Source organism: Streptomyces nigrescens, assembly GCF_027626975.1.
In the GTDB taxonomy this organism is placed as follows: domain Bacteria; phylum Actinomycetota; class Actinomycetes; order Streptomycetales; family Streptomycetaceae; genus Streptomyces; species Streptomyces nigrescens.
The window spans coordinates 4626734-4643874 of sequence record NZ_CP114203.1 but is presented as its reverse complement, the minus strand read 5'-3'; the positions used below and the strand labels follow the sequence as shown (position 1 = coordinate 4643874).

10 protein-coding genes are annotated in these 17141 nt (G+C 71.7%); 5 read left to right on the top strand and 5 right to left on the bottom strand.

Annotated features, from left to right (window positions below; all coding sequences use genetic code 11):
• The first annotated feature begins 10 nt into the window (after positions 1 to 10).
• Both STRNI_RS20700 and STRNI_RS20695 read left to right on the top strand, forming a co-directional pair.
• Positions 11 to 214 (top strand): hypothetical protein, encoded by a 204-nt coding sequence (locus STRNI_RS20700; RefSeq protein WP_141725591.1) that lies wholly within the window; start codon positions 11 to 13, stop codon positions 212 to 214.
• A 17-nt stretch (positions 215 to 231) separates the two neighbouring features.
• Positions 232 to 414: a hypothetical protein gene (locus STRNI_RS20695; RefSeq protein ID WP_277411777.1), complete on the top strand. Its 183-nt coding sequence runs from the start codon at positions 232 to 234 to the stop codon at positions 412 to 414.
• Between the two features lie 153 nt (positions 415 to 567).
• Here STRNI_RS20695 and STRNI_RS41635 read toward each other — a convergent pair whose 3' ends face one another.
• On the bottom strand, positions 568 to 1437 hold the full coding sequence (locus STRNI_RS41635) for a response regulator (protein WP_109891209.1): 870 nt from the start codon (positions 1435 to 1437) through the stop codon (positions 568 to 570).
• The gene (locus STRNI_RS20685; RefSeq protein ID WP_159489214.1) at positions 1434 to 5633 is read right to left on the bottom strand and encodes a HAMP domain-containing protein; all 4200 of its coding nucleotides are present in this window, start codon (positions 5631 to 5633) and stop codon (positions 1434 to 1436) included. Before STRNI_RS20685 ends, STRNI_RS41635 begins: the two co-directional genes overlap by 4 nt.
• 366 nt (positions 5634 to 5999) lie before the next feature.
• Between STRNI_RS20685 and STRNI_RS20680 the strand changes: the two genes are divergently transcribed.
• The gene (locus STRNI_RS20680; protein WP_239471940.1) at positions 6000 to 7826 is read left to right on the top strand and encodes a SpoIIE family protein phosphatase; all 1827 of its coding nucleotides are present in this window, start codon (positions 6000 to 6002) and stop codon (positions 7824 to 7826) included.
• 44 nt (positions 7827 to 7870) lie between these two features.
• Here the strand turns inward: STRNI_RS20680 and STRNI_RS20675 are convergent, their stop codons facing one another.
• A complete protein-coding gene (locus tag STRNI_RS20675; RefSeq protein WP_159487258.1) occupies positions 7871 to 8110 on the bottom strand; it encodes a hypothetical protein in 240 nt (79 codons plus the stop codon).
• Positions 8111 to 8435: 325 nt separating this feature from the next.
• Positions 8436 to 9890 (bottom strand): serine hydrolase domain-containing protein, encoded by a 1455-nt coding sequence (locus tag STRNI_RS20670; protein ID WP_277411776.1) that lies wholly within the window; start codon positions 9888 to 9890, stop codon positions 8436 to 8438.
• A gap of 140 nt (positions 9891 to 10030) precedes the next feature.
• Here STRNI_RS20670 and STRNI_RS20665 point away from each other — a divergent pair, with 140 nt between their 5' ends.
• Together STRNI_RS20665 and STRNI_RS20660 are read left to right on the top strand one after the other, a co-directional pair.
• Positions 10031 to 10774: a TetR/AcrR family transcriptional regulator gene (locus STRNI_RS20665; protein ID WP_018089813.1), complete on the top strand. Its 744-nt coding sequence runs from the start codon at positions 10031 to 10033 to the stop codon at positions 10772 to 10774.
• A 165-nt stretch (positions 10775 to 10939) separates the two neighbouring features.
• On the top strand, positions 10940 to 12589 hold the full coding sequence (locus STRNI_RS20660; protein ID WP_159487254.1) for a long-chain fatty acid--CoA ligase: 1650 nt from the start codon (positions 10940 to 10942) through the stop codon (positions 12587 to 12589).
• 42 nt (positions 12590 to 12631) lie between these two features.
• On the opposite strand, the gene STRNI_RS20655 is transcribed toward STRNI_RS20660, so the two are convergent.
• The gene (locus STRNI_RS20655) at positions 12632 to 16954 is read right to left on the bottom strand and encodes a PAS domain-containing protein (RefSeq protein WP_277411775.1); all 4323 of its coding nucleotides are present in this window, start codon (positions 16952 to 16954) and stop codon (positions 12632 to 12634) included.
• Positions 16955 to 17141: the final 187 nt, after the last annotated feature.

The window sequence follows — 17141 nt, the reverse complement described above, 5'->3', positions numbered from 1 at the left end:
GATGTGCATCATGTCCAAGAGCAAGGACGACTGCGCCTACCTCATGAACCACACCAAGATGCGGAAGATGGTGAAGGACTGCCTGATCAAGGGCGCGATCGGCGGGGCTGGTGCGCTGGTCGTCGGCCGGTACGTCAGCAAGGACGTGGCCTCGGACATCGCGAAGAAGACGGTTGTGGCCGGAGCCACCGGCTGCCTCTCGTCGCTCGCCTAAAGGTTTAGGGAATCCTGATGGCCAAGATCGTATTCACTCTTCTCTGGGCCGGCGTCGTGATCGCGGTGAACAGGGTGCTCGATGACGTCACCTGGGCTCAGTACCTGGCGCTATTCGTCCTCGCAGGGACTTACGCCTTTACTGTCGACAAGGTTCCGGGGAGTCGGAACAAGAGCGCCCAAGAAGGTCCGGAGGCGTAGCGTTCTTGGCGTCATGCGTCGGCGATTCCGAATCCTGAGAACCGTTCGTCCCTTCTTGGCGCGCGGCGAGTAAGAGGCGGGCCGAAAAGGGGAAAAGGCTGTGTCGGCGGTGTCCACCGGGCGCCGTCGGCACAGCTGTGCGGTACGGGGGTTTCAGGTCCCCCGGCTCACCATCAGCCTCCCCACCGATGCCTCCAATTCGGCGATGCGGTCGGCAAGGCGCTCCTTGTCGGAGCCTTTTGCGTCACGCAGGAGGAGTTCCACCTCGGCGAGCTGGCCGGCGATTTCCGCGAGGCGGGACGCGTCGCCCGCGGCGGGAGGCGCCGGCTGCGGGAGCGGCTCGGACGGCGCCGGGGCGCCGGGGCCCTCCGGGGGAATGGGGGGATGCCCGGCCTGCCCTCCCGGCTCCGGGCGGTGCTGCGGATCCGGGAACTCCTGGGGGGCCGTGGGCGAGGCCGGAGCCGAAGCCGACACCACGGGCGGGGCCGGGGGCGCGCCCGTATCCGTTCCGGTCGTGGCCGTGGTCGCGGCGGTCGTGGCGGCGGATGGCGGACCCTCGCCGCCAGGGCGTTCGTCCGAGGTCAGCAGGCGTTTCAACTGCTCGGCCTGGGCGGCCAGCTGGCGGTTCTTGCGGTGCAGGTCCAGGAAGACGTTCACCTTGGTGCGCAGCAGCCAGGGGTCGAAGGGCTTGATGAGGAAATCGGCGGCGCCGACCGTGTAGCCGCGGTAGGCGTAGTTGGGGTCGACCGAGGCGCCGGTGAGCAGAATGATCGGGACGTCCTTGGTCTGGTCGAGGCCCTTGATGTTGGCGGCGGTCTCGAAGCCGTTCATGCCCGGCATCAGCACATCGATGAGCACCACCGCGAACTCCTCGCGGAGCATGGCCTTGAGGGCCTCTTCGCCGGAGCGCGCCCGGACCACTTTCTGGGTGAGGGAGCCCAGAACGGCCTCCAGCGCGACCAGGTTCTCCTCCATGTCGTCGACGATGAGGATGCTGGATGAGGTGTCGGGTGTGGTCGTCATGATTCCTGCCCCGTCGTTCCCTGGTCGTCCTGGTCATCCTGGTCGTCCTGGTCGCCGCTGCCGTCGGCGGCAGGGGAGTTGTCGGGGTTCTCGGGGTCAGGGTGCGGCGAGCAATCGGCGTGCTCCGGGTCGAGGAGGCGGCAGATCACGGTCAGCAGCCGGTCCACATCCACCGGCTTGGGGATGTAGTCGTTGGCCCCGCTCTCGATGGCCTTTTCGCGGTCGCCCGGCATGGCCTTCGCGGTGAGCGCGATGACCGGCAGCTCCGCGAATCTAGGTGCGTGACGGATCGCCTTGATCATCTCGTAACCATCCATTTCGGGCATCATGATGTCCATCAGCACCAGCGAGACATCGGGTGTCCGGTCGAGCACTTCCAGGCCCTCGCGGCCGTTCTCGGCGTACTTCACGCTGATGCCGACCCGGCCCAATACGTGTGTGAGCGCGAAGACATTGCGGATGTCGTCGTCGACGATGAGGATGCGGCGCTTGGCGAGCACCTCGCCGGCGCGTCCGCTGAGCCAGTCCTTGAGGCGGGTGGTTTCGGGCCAGGTGACGGCGGTGCCGTCGGCGGAGTGCTCGCCCGCGGCAGGGGTCAGCTCCCGCTCCGCCGGGGCGGGGAAGAGGTCACCGGCCGGTGTGCTCTGCTGGGGTGCGGGCTTGGCCGTGAGCTGTTCGGCCAGGACGGGACCGGACTGTGCGGTGCTGTCCGCGGGGCGGGTGGCGGCGGTCGGGCTCGGTGCGGGGAAGGGGCCGGTGTAGCGCGCGGGCACATACAGGGTGAAGGTCGAGCCGACGCCCGGCTCGCTCTCGGCGATGATCCGGCCGCCGAGCAGTGCGGCCATATCGCGGCTGATGGAGAGGCCGAGGCCGGTGCCGCCGTATTTGCGGTTGGTGGTGCCGTCGGACTGCTGGAACGCCTCGAAGATGCCGTCGAGTTTCTCCGGTGAGATGCCGATGCCGGTGTCCTTGACGGAGAGGGCGATGACATCGTCGGCGGTGCGGAGGGATTCCTCTTCGAAATCCGTGCCCGGTACCCGCTGGACGATGAGTTCCACCCCGCCGGTGGAGGTGAACTTCACCGCGTTGGACAGGAGGTTGCGGAGGATCTGCTGGAGGCGTTGTTCGTCGGAGAAGAGTTCCTTGGGGACGTTTTCGCCGACCGTGACGTCGAAGGTGAGGCCGCGGTCGACGGTGAGGGGCCGGAAGGTGGCGCGGACGTAGTCGAGCAGTTTGATCAGCGGCAGGGTCTTGGGGTGGACGTCCATCCGGCCGGCCTCGATCTTCGACAGGTCCAGGATGTCGTTGATGAGCTGGAGCAGGTCGGAGCCCGCGCGGTGGATGGTGACGGCGAACTCCACCTCCTGCGGGGAGAGCCGGCCGTCGGGGTTGTCGGCGAGCAGCCGGGAGAGCACCAGCAGGGAATTCAGCGGGGTGCGCAGCTCGTGCGACATGTTCGCCAGGAATTCCGACTTGTACTGGGAGGAGGTCGCGAGCAGGGCCGCCTTCTCCTCCAGCTCGGCGTTCGTCAGCTGGAGTTCGTCGGAGCGCTGACGGAGCTCGGCGGTCAGCCGCTGGGATTCCGAAAGCAGGGATTCCGTACGGGAGTTGGCGATGATGGTGTTGATCGAGACGCCGATGGTGTTCACGAACTGGTCGATGAAGGCGAGGTGGACGTCGCTGAAGCGGCTGAACGAGGCCAGCTCGATGACGCCCAGCACCTGGTCCTCGAAGAGGATCGGCAGGATGACGATGCTGGCCGGGGCCGCGGCGCCCAGTCCGGAGCTGATGGTGATGTAGTCCGGCGGCACGGCCTCGACGACGATGCGCTTCTTCTCCATGGCGGCCTGGGTGATCAGGCCCCAGCCGGGGGTGCCCAGCCGCAGCCGCGGCAGCGAACGGCGGCCTTCGGGCTGGCCGGTGCCGTAACCGGCGATCAGCTCCAGGCCCTCACCCGGCTCGGCGCCCGCTTCGGCCAGGAAGAACGCGCCGAACTGCGCGTTCACCAGCGGGGTCAGCTCGCGCAGGATCAGATCCGCGACCTCGACCAGGTCGCGGTGGCCCTGCATCAGGCTGGCGATACGGGCCAGGTTGGACTCCAGCCAGTCCTTGGCGCGGGTGGTCTCGCGGAGGTTGGCGACCATCAGGTTGACGTTGTTCTTCAGGGCGGCGACCTCGCCCTGGGCGTCCACGGTGATCGAGCCGGACATATCGCCCTGGGTGACCGCGCTGGCCACCTCGGCGATCGCCCGGACCTGCGTTGTCAGGTTCAGCGCCAGCTCGTTGACGCTGGTGGTCAGCCGCTTCCAGGTGCCGTAGACGCCCTCGACCCGGGCCTGACCGCCGAGCTGGCCCTCGCTGCCGACCTCGCGGGCCACCCGGGTCACCTCGGACGAGAACGAGGAGAGGGTGTCGACCATCGTGTTGATCGTCGTCTTCAGCTCCAGGATCTCGCCGCGGGCGTCGACGTCGATCTTCTTGGACAGATCGCCCTTGGCCACGGCGGTGGCGACCTGGGCGATGTTGCGGACCTGGGAGGTCAGGTTGTCCGCCATGAAGTTGACGTTGTCGGTGAGGTTCTTCCAGACGCCGGAGACGCCATGGACCTGCGCCCGGCCGCCCAGCCGGCCCTCGGTGCCGACCTCGCGGGCGACCCTGGTGACCTCGTCCGCGAAGGCCCGCAGCTGCTGGACCATCGTGTTGACGGTCTCCTTCAGCTCCAGGATCTCGCCGCGGGCGTCGACATCGATCTTCTTGGACAGGTCGCCGTTGGCCACGGCCGTGGTCACCTGGGCGATGTTGCGGACCTGGGACGTCAGGTTGAGCGCCATGAAGTTGACGTTGTCGGTGAGGTCCTTCCAGACCCCGGAGACGTCCCTGACCTGCGCCTGACCGCCCAGGTTCCCTTCCGTGCCGACCTCGCGGGCGACGCGGGTGACCTCGTCGGCGAAGGCGGAGAGCTGGTCGACCATCGTGTTGATCGTCGACTTCAGCTCCAGGATCTCGCCCTTGGCTTCGACGGTGATCGTCTTGCCGAGGTCGCCCTCCGCGACGGCGGTGGCGACCAGTGCGATGTTGCGCACCTGGGACGTCAGGTTGTCGGCCATGAAGTTGACGCTCTCGGTGAGGTCCTTCCAGACCCCGGAGACGCCTCTGACCTGCGCCCGGCCACCCAGCCGGCCTTCGGTGCCGACCTCGCGGGCGACGCGGGTGACCTCGTCGGCGAAGGCGGAGAGCTGGTCGACCATCGTGTTGATCGTCGACTTCAGTTCGAGGATCTCGCCCCGCGCGTCCACGGTGATCTTCTGGCTCAGGTCGCCGTTGGCCACGGCCGTGGTCACCTGGGCGATGTTGCGGACCTGCCAGGTCAGGTTGGACGCCATGAAGTTGACGTTGTCGGTGAGGTCCTTCCAGACCCCGGAGACGCCTCTGACCTGCGCCCGGCCGCCCAGCTGGCCTTCGGTGCCGACCTCGCGGGCGACGCGGGTGACCTCGTCGGCGAACGCCCGCAGCTGGTCCACCATCTTGTTGACGGTGAGCTTCAGCTCCAGCAGCTCACCGGTCGCCTCGACCGTCACCTGCTGGGTCAGGTCGCCGGTGGCCACCGCGGTGGTGACCACGGCGATGTCCCGCACCTGCGCGGTCAGCCGGGACGCCATGGTGTTGACGGCCTCGGTCACATGGAGCCAGTCCCCGGAGAGCCCCTGGACCTTGGCCCGGCCGCCCAGCCGGCCCTCGGTGCCGACCTCGCGGGCGACCCGGGTGACCTCGCCGGTGAACAGGGACAGCTGGTCGACCATGCGGTTGACGCCGTTGCCCAGGCGGCGGAGATCGCCGCGGAGCTGGCGGTTGCCGTCGTGCAGATCGACCCGCTGGGTCAGATCGCCGTCGGCCACCGCGTCCAGTACCCGGGTGGCCTTGGCGAGCGGTACCACCAGCGCTTCGAGCACGGTGTTGGCCGCGTCGATGTTCGACGTCCAGGTCCCCTGGCCGGGGCTCGCGGAGATCCGCTCGTCCAGCCGGCCCTGCCGGATGATCTCGCTGCGGACGCGTTGGAGCTCGGAGGCGAGATGGGCGTTGCGGGCGGTGATCTGGTTGAAGACGCCGGCCATGTCGGCCAGCACACCGTCGGTGGAGCCGCCGTCCGGCAGGCTCTCCACATGCGCGGTGAAATCCCCGTCGCGCACCGCGTTCATCGCCGCGAGCAGCGGCCGCAGTGCACTCGTCCGTACCCACTGTCCGTCGGGCGGGGGTGCGGCGGGCTGAACGGGCTGTACGGACGCGGTGGGCTCGGACGGCTCGGACGACGGCTCGGACGGAGCGGAGGGCTTGGAGGGCTGAGCGGGCTCGGGAGGCTCCGGGGGTGAAGAAGCAGACTCGGGCCGGGCCGGGTCGAGCGCCATGGCACACCATCCCCCAGTGATCGATGTGGGGAAATCCAGTCGGGCAGAGTGATCCATTTGGGCAGGTATGACATAGTATAAAGCGCTCGTAATTACTTTTTCCCGGCATATCCAGGGGGCGCAGTGGTAGCGCTGTCCTCCCCGCCCACGACGGAAACCGTGTCCCGGAAAGGGCTGCCCGCGAACCAGCTCGCGGCCGCCGGCGCCCGGAAATTCGTGCGCGCGCTGCTCACCGAACGGGCGGCGGCACCACCCGCCACGGCAGGGCCTGGCTCGGCGGCGATCAACGCGGAGCTCATCCACGACGCCGTCCTGCTCACCAGCGAGCTGGTCACCAATGCCGTGATGTACGCCGGTACCGAGATCGATGTGACCTGCCGGCTGGAGCACGACCAGGCGTCCCCCGACGGCGACGGGGAGCGCCGCCCGGCCAGGCTGGGCCTGGTGATGGAGGTCTCCGACCGCCACCCCGCCCGGCGCGTACGCGGTGGGGTGGACGCCCGCACCGGAGAGCCGGGATACGGCCTGCAGCTGGTGAGCGCGCTGGCGGAGTCGTGGGGCGTGACCTACCGCAAGTCGGTGAAGACCGTGTGGTTCCGGCTGGAGTCCACCGAGGGCGAGCCCGGAACGATCGCCTCCACGTTCCGGCCCGAGGCACGGGCCGCGGAGCCTCCGGTGCGTCCGGCCCAGCCCGCTGCCCCGCGCGGCCGCCCGCACGGGTACGCCGCCGAGTGGGCGGACCGGGGCGGCCCGTCTTTCCTCGCCGAGACCAGCGAACTGCTGGCCGGGCAGCTCGACCAGGACATGGTCACCGCGCTCGCCGCCCAGCTGCTGGTGCCCCGGCTCGCCGACTGGTGCGCGATCTGGCTGACCACCGAAGGCGGCAGCATGCAGCTGTCCCGGGTCTGGCATGTCGATGAGCGGCGGATCGCCCCGCTCCGCGCCGACCTGGAGCTGGACCCGCCGGCCGACCTCATCCGCACCGCCGGTACCCCCTGGCCCTGGCCGGAGTGCGCCGGCGCGACCTCCTCGGGCGGGTCCGCGCTGGCCTTCCCCCTGGTCGCCCGGGACACCGACCAGGGGATGCTGCTGCTCGGCCGGGCGGGACACCTCCAGATGACCGACACCGTGGTGCGGATGGTCGAGGATGTGGCGCGCCGGGTCGCACAGGCCGTGTACACCGCCCGGCAGTACACCCGGCAGACCACGATCAGCCTGGCGCTCCAGCGACGGCAGCTGCCCGCGACGCTCGCCAGCATCCCCGGCGTCGACACGGCGATCGTCTACGAGCCGCACGGCGAGGGCCAGACCGTCGGCGGCGACTTCTACGACGTCTTCCCGATGGGCGACCGCCGCTGGTGCTTCCTGCTCGGGGACGTACAGGGCAAGGACCCGGAGGCGATGTCCGTCACCGGTCTGGCCCGCCACCTGGTGCGGCTGCTGGCCCGCGAGGGCCATGGCGTCGAGTCGGTGCTCGGCAGGCTGAACCTGGCCATGGCCGAGGAGAGCGCGGAGGCGGTGGAACTGGGCGGCGAACAGGCCAGCTCCCGCTTCCTGAGCCTGCTCTACGGCGAGCTGGAGGTCGATCCGGGCGCACCCGGGGCCCGCTGCACGGTCGCCACCGCCGGCCATCCGCCGCCGCTGCACATGTTCGTCGACGGCACCGTCGAGGCGGCCTCCGAACCCCAGATGCTGCTCGGCATCGACGAGGGCACCGAATTCCAGGCCAGCTCCTTCGCCCTCGCCCCGGGCGAGACGCTGCTGTGCGTGACCGACGGTGTCACCGAACGCCGTTGCGGGAACTGGCAGTTGGACGACAACGACGGTCTGATCGAGGTGGTGCGGGACGGTATGGGGCTGGGAGCCAAGGCCCTTGCCGAGCACGTACGGCGTGCCGCGCACGACTTCGGTACCGGCCCGGTCGAGGACGATCTGTCAGTGCTGGTCCTCCAGGCGGTGACCCCGGTGGCCGATCGGCGCCCGTGAGCAGCCGGCCGGGCCGCCGGTGTCCGGCGGTCAGCGCCGTGGCATCAGATCCCGCCGCCGGCCTGGGTGGCCACCGGCCTTCCGCCACCGGAGATCACGCCGCCGCCCAGCCCGCCGACGGGGTCGAACTGCCCGCCGAACAGCGGGCGGCCGAGGGAGGGGCCGTCGCCGGAGGCCCGCGGGGCCGGTGCGGCGGTGGGCGCCGCCTGAGCGGTGCCGCAGGCGAGGACGCTGACACCGCCCAGGGCGGCAATGACGAGGCAACGACCGAGGTGGGGGCGCATATGACGCTCCTGTCAGGAGAGGAACCGGGAAACCGGATGATCGTCAGCGTGCTGCTCCGTCCGGATACGGCACAAGCAACGTGCCGTAAGGGCCATCCCTCCGGGTGAACGACGGCTGCTCGTGCTTTGACCTGGGAGAACAATTGACCCGGGAGAACGAGGGACGGCTTTCCTGGCGGGGCGGCGGTGCTGGGAATGCGGCGGGGTGGCGGCGCCGGGAATCCGGCGGGGCAGGCGCACTGTCCGGGGCGCACTGCTCGGGGCTCGGGGCGCGGGGCGCCCCCAGCCGTTCGCGGCCGTCCGTGTCCCGGGCCGGGGCGGCGGCTCAGCCGGACTTGGCCGTGGCCCGTACCCCGAAGTGCACATACCGGGAGCCGTCCGCCAGGGCGTAGAACACCACCGGTATCCAGCCGTCCTTGTCGTTGCGGCGCCCGGCGAACACTGTCTTCGACGGGGTGTCCGAGACCGGGACGAGGTTCCAGAAGAGCGGCTCGAAGGTGTCCTTCAGGCCGTCGGCGCCCTCGTACTTCATCCGCAGCACCCCCTCCCCGGCGGGCCGGTCGGTGACGGTCATCAGGAAGCCCTCGCGGCGGTAGCTGCCGACGAACAGCGCCGGGTCCATGGCTGGTTCCTCCGTTGCCGGCCCGAACTCCGGCATGCCCACCCCGGCGAGCTCGGCGGTCAGTTCACGGCAGAGCGTCTCGAAGACCTTCGGCGCGGCGGCCCCGCCGTTGGTCAGCAGGGCGACGGCGATCCCTGCCTCCGGGAGGGCGCGCAGATAGGCCAGCTGTCCGAAGGTGCTGCCGTCATGGCCAAATCCGCGCACCCCGTCCCACTCGAACAGGCCCCAGCCCAGGCCCCAATGGGCGCCGAGGTACCACTGGTCGGGCATCTCGACCTCGCGCCGGAGCATCGCCTCGACGGCCTCGGCCGCGAGCACCTGGCTCCCGTCCGGCGTCCTGCCGCCGTCGACGAAGAGCCGGGCGAACCGCGCGACGTCGCCCGCCGTGGCACAGATCCCGCCGTACGGACCCGCCGAGCGGGGCAGCATGTTCCACAACGGGGTGGGGACCGGGTCCTCGCCCGGCTCGCCCATGTGTCCCATCGCCGCACGGAACCGCAGCACCTCCTCGGGCAGCGTCATCGTGTGCGCGAGGCCGAGCGGGACACAGAGCATCTCCTTGAGCGCCTCGTCCCAGGTTTGCCCCGTCACCACCTCGACGATCCGGCCGAGGATGTTGTACGCGGTGCTGGAGTACGACATCGTCGCGCCGGGCGGGTTGGTCAGGCCCACGTCCCTGACGCCCTCCGCATAGCGCGCCAGGCAGTCGTCGCCGCGACCGGTGTCACTCACGAAGTCGCCCTCGATACCGCTGGTGTGGTTGAGCAACTGCCGGGGCGTGACGGTCTTCGTGGCCTCCGCGTCGGCGACGGCGAAGTCCGGCAGGACGTCCGTGACCGGCGCGTCCAGGTCCAGCTTTCCGGCGTGGGCGAGCAGCACCACGAGGGTGGCGGTGTAGCCCTTGCTGATCGAGCCGATCTGGAACACCGAGTCCGGTGTCACCGCCACCCTCGTCCCGGTGTGCAGCACACCGCTCGCGAGTTCGTGAACCGCGCCGTTGGAGACCACGGCCAGGGCGGCGCCCGGCACATGATGCGCCGCCAGGAGCTCGTCGAGCCGCGTCTGCCAGCGGGCGGAGTCGAACGCCGGGACGTCAACTCCCGCACCGCGCAGCGGACTTCCGGCCTTGGCCGCTTCCTGCTTCAGGTACCTGGACATGGGCGTCTCCATGGTTTCGGACGAGGCACGCTCGAACGCTGTGCGCTACTCCGAACACTGTACGGACTTCCGAGCGGTGTGCGCAAGCACGCACGATGTACGACCTGGAGCTAGGGTGTCCGCCGAGGAGAGGAGGCCGGATGCCGGTCGACAAGAAGCAGCCGATCCCGTCGGTGTGGACGCGCCCGCAGCGCCGCAAGCGGGAGCAGCCCGCGCTCAGCCGGAGCCAGATCGTGGCGGAGGCCGTCCGGCTGCTCGACGAGGAGGGCATCGACGCCCTGAGCCTGCGGCGCCTCGGCACCCGTCTGAATGCCGGGGCCACGTCCTTCTACTCCCACGTGACCAACAAGGACGAGCTGATCGAACTGGTCGTGGACGAGGTCTACGGCGAGATCGAGGTGCCGGACGCCGAGGGCCGGGAGGGCTGGCGCGGTGCCGCCGGCGGCTGCGCCGACAGCCTGCGGGCGGCGATGCTGCGGCACCCGTGGATGGCGTCCGTGCTCGGCGGCGTGGGCGCGGCGTACCTCGGGCCGAACATGATGCGGATCTCCGAGGCCATGGTCGGCATGTTCCGCACGGCGGGCTTCCCCGCGGACGAGGCGGATGCCGCCGTGAGCACCCTGACCGCGTACGTCATCGGCATGGCCGTCAGCGAGGCCGCCTGGCTGACGCTGCTCGCCCGCGGCGGCGAGAGCGAACAGGAGTGGATGGAGCGCCTGTTGCCGGCCGCCGAGGAGGCCGCCCAGGGGCACCCCCAATTGCAGGAGCAGTACGCCGCCCTACGGGAAAAGGACCCCCGCGAGACGCGCGACGCCAAATTCGCCTACGGCCTTCAGCGGGTGCTCGACGGGCTGGCCGTCCGTATCGACCGTACGGGCGGATAGCCCGGCGGCAGCCCCCGACCCCGGGACCCGGTCCCGCCCCGGCCCCGCTCAGCCCATATGCGGCCATGAGCGGGCAAGAACACACCTCTGGGGGCGTGACATACCGCGTGGTATGCGTTGACAATCTCAGCACCATTACCCGCCCGTATAAAGCGGAGGCACCCGGTGCTCAGCACGATGCAGGACGTACCGCTCACCGTCTCGCGAATCCTGGCCCACGGGTCGACGGTTCACGGGGAATCGCAGGTCATCACCTGGACCGAGGGGGATCCTCACCGGCGCACCTTCGCCGAGGTCGGCCGCCGGGCCGCACAGCTGGCCCATGCGCTGCGCGACGAGCTGTCCGTGGCCGACGAGGAACGGGTCGGCACGCTCATGTGGAACAACGCGGAGCACATGGAGGCCTATCTCGCGATCCCCTCCATGGGGGCGGTGCTGCACACGCTCAATCTGCGGCTGCCCGCCGAGCAGCTGGTGTGGATCATCAACCACGCCGAGGACCGGGTCGTGCTCGTCAACGGCACCCTGCTGCCGCTGCTCGCCCCGTTGCTCCCGCAGCTGCCGAAGCTCCGCCACATCGTCGTCGTGGGCCCCGGCGACCTGTCGGTCCTCGGCGGCGCGCAGGCCCGGGTGCACGACTACGAAGCGCTGATCGCCGAACGCCCGGAGAGCTACACCTGGCCGGAGATCGACGAGCGGGAGGCCGCCGCGCTCTGTTACACCTCCGGGACCACCGGCGACCCCAAGGGCGTCCTCTACAGCCACCGCTCGCTCTACCTGCACTCGATGCAGGTCAACACCGCCGAGGCGTTCGCGCTCAGCTCACGCGACCTCACCCTGCCGGTCGTGCCGATGTTCCACGTCAACGCCTGGGGCCTGCCGCACGCCGCTTTCATGGCCGGTGCCTCGCTGCTGATGCCGGACCGCTTCCTGCAGCCCGCGCCGCTCGCCGAGATGATCGAGACCCTGCGCCCCACCATCGGCGCCGCCGTACCCACCATCTGGCAGGGCCTGCTCGCCGAACTGGACGCCAAGCAGCGGGACGTCGCCTGTCTGCACACGGTCGTCATCGGCGGCTCCGCCTGCCCGCCCGCTCTGATGCGCGGCTTCGAGGAGCGGCACGGCATCCGCGTCGTGCACGCCTGGGGCATGACCGAGACCTCCCCGCTCGGCAGCGTCGCCCACCCGCCGGCCGGCGTCAGCGGCGACGAGGAGTGGACCTACCGCGCCACCCAGGGCCGTTTCCCCGCCTCCGTCGAGGCGCGGCTGATCGGCCCCAACGGCGAGCACCTCCCGTGCGACGGCCGGGCCGCGGGCGAGCTGGAGGTCCGCGGCCCGTGGATCGCGGGCGCCTACTACGGCGGCGCACAGGGCGAACCGCTGCGCCCCGAGGACAAGTTCAGCCCCGACGGCTGGCTGCGCACCGGCGACGTCGGCACCATCACCCCGAACGGCTACCTCACGCTGACCGACCGCGCCAAGGACGTCATCAAGTCCGGCGGCGAATGGATCTCCTCGGTCGAGCTGGAGAACCATCTGATGGCGCACCCGCATGTCGCGGAGGCCGCGGTGGTCGCCGTACCTGACGACAAGTGGGGCGAGCGGCCGCTGGCGACGGTGGTGCTCAACCAGGGCGCGACCATCGGCTACGAGGAGCTGAAGGCGTTCCTCGGCGAGCGGATCGCCCGCTGGCAGCTGCCGGAGCGGTGGGCGGTGATCCCGGCGGTGCCCAAGACGAGCGTGGGCAAGTTCGACAAGAAGGTGCTCCGCAAGCAGTACGCGGAGGGCGAGCTGGATGTGACGCTGCTGGCGTAGGACATCCCGTGGTGGGGCCCGGCATCCGGGCTCCACCACGGGTCAGTTGGTGCCGATCTTGGCGAGCAGGTCGACGATCCGGGCCTGCACCTCGGCGCTCGTGGAGCGCTCCGCCAGGAAGAGCACCGTCTCGCCGGCCGCCAGCCGGGGCAGCTGCGCCGGGTCCATGTCGGCGGAGGTGTAGACGACCAGCGGTGTGTGGTCGAGCAGCCCGTTGGCGCGCAGCCAGTCGACGATGCCGGCCCGGCGGCGCCGCACCTGCATCAGATCCATCACGACCAGATTCGGCCGCATCTGCGTCGCGAGGGTGACCGCGTCGGTGTCCCCGCCGGCCCGTGCGACCTGCATCCCGCGCCGCTCCAGCGACATGGTCAGGGCGCCCGCGATGTCGTCGTTCTGCTCGATCAGCAGCACCCGCGCCGGGTGCTGCTCGCTGTCGCGCGGGGCCAGCGCCTTGAGGAGCACGGCCGGGTCGGCGCCGTACGCGGCCTCCCGGGTGGCCTGCCCCAGACCGGCGGTGACCAGCACCGGGACCTCGGCCGCGCCCGCCGCCTGGCGCAGCGACTGCAGCGCGGTGCGGGTGATCGGCCCCGTCAGCGGGTCGACGAACAGCGCCGCCGGGTACGCGGCGATCTGGGCGTCCACCTCCTCGCGGGAGTTGACGATCACCGGGCGGTAGCCACGGTCGCTCAGCGCCTGTTGAGTGGCGACATCCGGCGCCGGCCAGACCAGCAGCCGGCGCGGATTGTCCAGCGGCTCCGGCGGCAGCTCGTCGTCCATCGGCATCGGCTGACGGTCCATCACCTCTATGGCGCCGTTCGGGCCGTCCAGCGGCTCGGGGCCCTCGCTGCCCTCGTCGGGCGCGGAGATCGCAAAGGCCCGGCCCTCGCTGGCGTCCATCAGATGCGGCTGGGGCTGGGGCGGGGACTGCGGCGGGGCCGGGGCCTGCTGCTTGGGCTGCGGCTGCGGCTGCGGTGCATGGGGGTGCGGACGCGCCTCGCCGGGCGCGGACCCGTCGGCCGTCGCGCGCTGCCCCTCCTGCGGGGGCGCGGCGAGCTTACGGCGGCGGCCCGAACCCGCGGACGTACCGCCGGGCGGGGTGCTGCCGGGCGGCACCGGCGGGCGCTGCTGATCGGCGATCTGCTGGGCGAACGGCACCCCCTGACCGAGTGTCCGCACGCTGAACGCCCGCCCCTGGGAGTGCCCCGCGGCATACCCGTCGTCCTCGGCGGCGGGCGGCAGCGGCTGACGGTGCGCCGCGGCGGCGGGCCGGTCCTGCGGAGGCACGGGCGGCGGGCCCGCGGCCTCTTCGGCGGGGCTGGGGCGGCCCCGCCGACGGCCGGTGGGGGCCTGGGGGCTCTGGGGTTCTTGAGGTGCGACGGGAGCGGGGGACGGCTGCGGCGCGGCGGGCACCTGGGGTGCACCGGCGTCCGGCGCGGAGACGATCCCGGGCGCCGTGCCGCCGGCCGTGCCCGTCGCCTCGGCCGGTTCGGTGGGCTGCGCCACGAGCCCCTCCGGGCCCGCGACAAAGGTGCCGGACGACTCGGAATCGGCCATCGCGGCCGCCGCGCGCTCCTCGGCCGCGGCCCGTCTGGCCCGCCGTCTGCCGGTCGGCTCGGCGTCCCACTCCCCTTGCGGCGCACCGGAGGTGGCGGCCGCTTCGAGTTCGTACCCCGGCTGCCCGGCGGGCATCGCCGCCGCCTCCGGGCCACCGGCCACCGGCCGACGCGCCCGACGGCGTCCCGTACCGGCGGCCTCCTGCGGACCGGCCGACTGCGCGGGCACCTGGTCGGCGGTCGCGGACAGCGCCGGCACCGACGACTCCGGGGTCCGGTCCGCGGCGGCGGGCGGCAGCGCGAAAGCGGTACGCGGACCGGCGGACTGCTGCGCCCCGGAGGCCGCCGTCGCCCGGTCCCGCTCACCCGGGGCGGTCCGCTCGGGCGCCTCGGCCAGCGCCCGGCGGGCCCGCCGGCCGCCCGTCTGGACGGGGCCGAGACCCTGCGGCCCCGGGGCCGGCGCCTGGCCGAGGGCAGCGGCCTGCCCCGGAACATGCGGCCGGCCCGGAGCCGGAGTCTGCTCCGGAGCCGGGCTCTGACCTGGAATCTGCGGGCTCGCCGGAGCGGGGGCCGACGCGGAGGCCGGCACCGGCCCATTGGCCGGCGGCGTCGAGGGCCCCTGCGGACCGGCCGCCGGTCCCCGGCCCTGCGTCCCCGCCGCGGGGACAGGCTGCTGCTCCGGAGCCCCACTCGCCCCTGAGGGGAGCGCGGGCAGTCCGCCGCCCTCCGAGGCCCCCTGCCGGGCCCGGCGCCGTCCCGTCGGGGGTACGGCCTCGGCCCCCGCCATACCGGGCGGCAGGCCCCTGCCGTCCGTGGCCGGGCCGCCCTGGGTACCGCGTGCGGCGTCACCGTGCTGGGGGTGCGCCCCCTGGGTGCCGCCGTCCACCGCACCCGGGCCCGCCGCACCCTGCGTGCCCTCGCCGGCGGCACCGTGCGGAACACCGGCATCCGGGCCGCCCGGATGCCCGCCCTGCTCCGCGCCCGAGTGCCGCGCCCGCCGCCGGCCGGTCGGCTGGGCCCCGCCCGCCTGATCCGGCACCGCCGCGCCGTGCTCGCCACCACCGCCGCCGAGCGGCTCACCGGACCCGCCGGTACCGCCCCCTCCGCCGTCACCGCCGGAGGGGCCCTCGTCGCCCTCGTGTCCCTCGTCGTCCGGCCCCTGGGCATCGCTGCCCGGGTCCGCCGCGTTGCCCTGGGTGCCGCGCGCACGCGCCGCCGGTACCGGCATCACGGTGGTCTCATTGCCGGTCGGCGCGTCCGCCCCGGCCATCGCACCGTCCGGGGACGTGCCGTCCGCCGCCACCGGCAGCTCCAGCACATACGAGCTGCCGCCCGCGCCGGGCCCGCCACCGGGCACCTCATGCGTCTGCATCAGCCCGCCGTGCTGTCGCACGATGCCGCGGACGATCGGCTCATGGACCGGGTCGCCGCCACCGAACGGGCCGCGCACCTCGATCCGTACGACATCACCGCGCTTGGCCGCCGCCACCACGATCGTCGAATCGCCGGGGACCGGCCCCGAACGCCCGCCCGCGGCGGCCTCACCGGCCGGCATCCGGCCCGTCGAGTCCACGCCCGCGACATCCGCGATCAGATGCGACAGCGCCTGAGCGATCCGCTCCGCGTCGACCGTCGCCTCTATCGGCGGCGCATGCACCGCGAACTGCGCCCGGCCCGGACCGATCAGCTCGATCGCGCCCTCCACACCCGCCGCGACGACACCGTCCAGCGAAACCTTCGTGCGGTTGAGCTTCTCCTTGCCGGCGTCCAGCCGCTGATAGCTCAGCACGTTGTCCACCAGCGTCGTCATCCGGGCGTGCCCGGCCGCGAGGTGGTGCAGGATCTGGTTCGCCTCGGGCCAGAGCTGGCCCGCCGGGTCGGAAGCGAGCGTGCCCAGCTCGCCCTTCAGCTCCTCCAGCGGCCCGCGCAGCGCCTGGTCGAGGACGGCCAGCAGCTGGGTGTGCCGGGCCGCCAGCGCGTCGAAGGCCCGGCGGTCGGTGAAGGTCATCACCGCGCCGACGAGCTGATCGCCGTCCCGCACCGGCGCCGTCGTCAGATCGACGGACACCGCCCGTCCGTCCTTCGCCCACAGCGCCTGCCCGCGCACCCGGTGCTTGCGCCCCGACTTGAGCGTGTCGGCCAGCGGGGTGTCCTCCCACGGCAGCGGCGAGCCGTCCGCCCGCGAGTGGTGGATCAGCGGATGCAGCTCCTTGCCGCCCAGCTCGCTCGCCCGGAACCCCAGGATCTGCGCCGCGGACGGGTTGACGAGCACGACCTTGCCCTCGGCGTCGACCCCGACCACGCCCTCGGCCGCGGCCCGCAGAATCATCTCGGTCTGCCGCTGCTGGCGGGCCAGCTCGGTCTCGGTGTCCAGCGTCCCGGTCAGATCCCGGACGACGAGCATCAGCAGCTCATTGCCCGTGTAGCCATTGCGGTGATCGGCATACGCGGCCTCGAAGGCCGACTCGTACGGGGTGCGCCCGTCCTCCAGGTTGGCGCTGGTCACCTCGACCAGCAGCTCGGTCCCGTCCGTACGCCGCGCGACCATCCGCGTCGGCTTCGTCCGGCCCTCTGCCGTCTCCTCGTCCCGGCGCCGCATGGACCCCGGGATGCGCTTGGAGTCGAAGGACGGCAGCAGATCGAGCAGCCCGCGCCCCACCAGGGCCGTGCCCGGCGCCTCGAAGGTCTCCAGCGCGATGGTGTTGGCGTTGACGACCGTGCCGTTGCAGTTGACGAGCAACAGCGCGTCGGGGAGGGCGTCGAGTATGGCTGCGAGGCGAGCAGCGCCTCGGGATGGCCTGCTGCTCACGACGACGCTTCCTCCCTGTTACCGCACCTTGCCGACCCACCGTGGCAGGTCGCTGGAATGGAGTCTACGGGCACTTGCCCGGGACGCGGAGGCGGATGACGAGGAGGTAATGCCACGGCCCTGTGCGACTCACCGCACGCCCGACATGTGCCCCATCGTCCTGACCTGGCCCGCTACTACGGCATGA

Coding starts and splice junctions, on each gene's coding strand:
- STRNI_RS20700 (WP_141725591.1), top strand. CDS start 11: ATGTCCAAGAGCAAGGACGACTGCGCCTACCTCATGAACCACACCAAG.
- STRNI_RS20695 (WP_277411777.1), top strand. CDS start 232: ATGGCCAAGATCGTATTCACTCTTCTCTGGGCCGGCGTCGTGATCGCG.
- STRNI_RS41635 (WP_109891209.1), bottom strand. CDS start 1,437: ATGACGACCACACCCGACACCTCATCCAGCATCCTCATCGTCGACGAC.
- STRNI_RS20685 (WP_159489214.1), bottom strand. CDS start 5,633: ATGAACGCGGTGCGCGACGGGGATTTCACCGCGCATGTGGAGAGCCTG.
- STRNI_RS20675 (WP_159487258.1), bottom strand. CDS start 8,110: ATGCGCCCCCACCTCGGTCGTTGCCTCGTCATTGCCGCCCTGGGCGGT.
- STRNI_RS20670 (WP_277411776.1), bottom strand. CDS start 9,890: ATGTCCAGGTACCTGAAGCAGGAAGCGGCCAAGGCCGGAAGTCCGCTG.
- STRNI_RS20665 (WP_018089813.1), top strand. CDS start 10,031: ATGCCGGTCGACAAGAAGCAGCCGATCCCGTCGGTGTGGACGCGCCCG.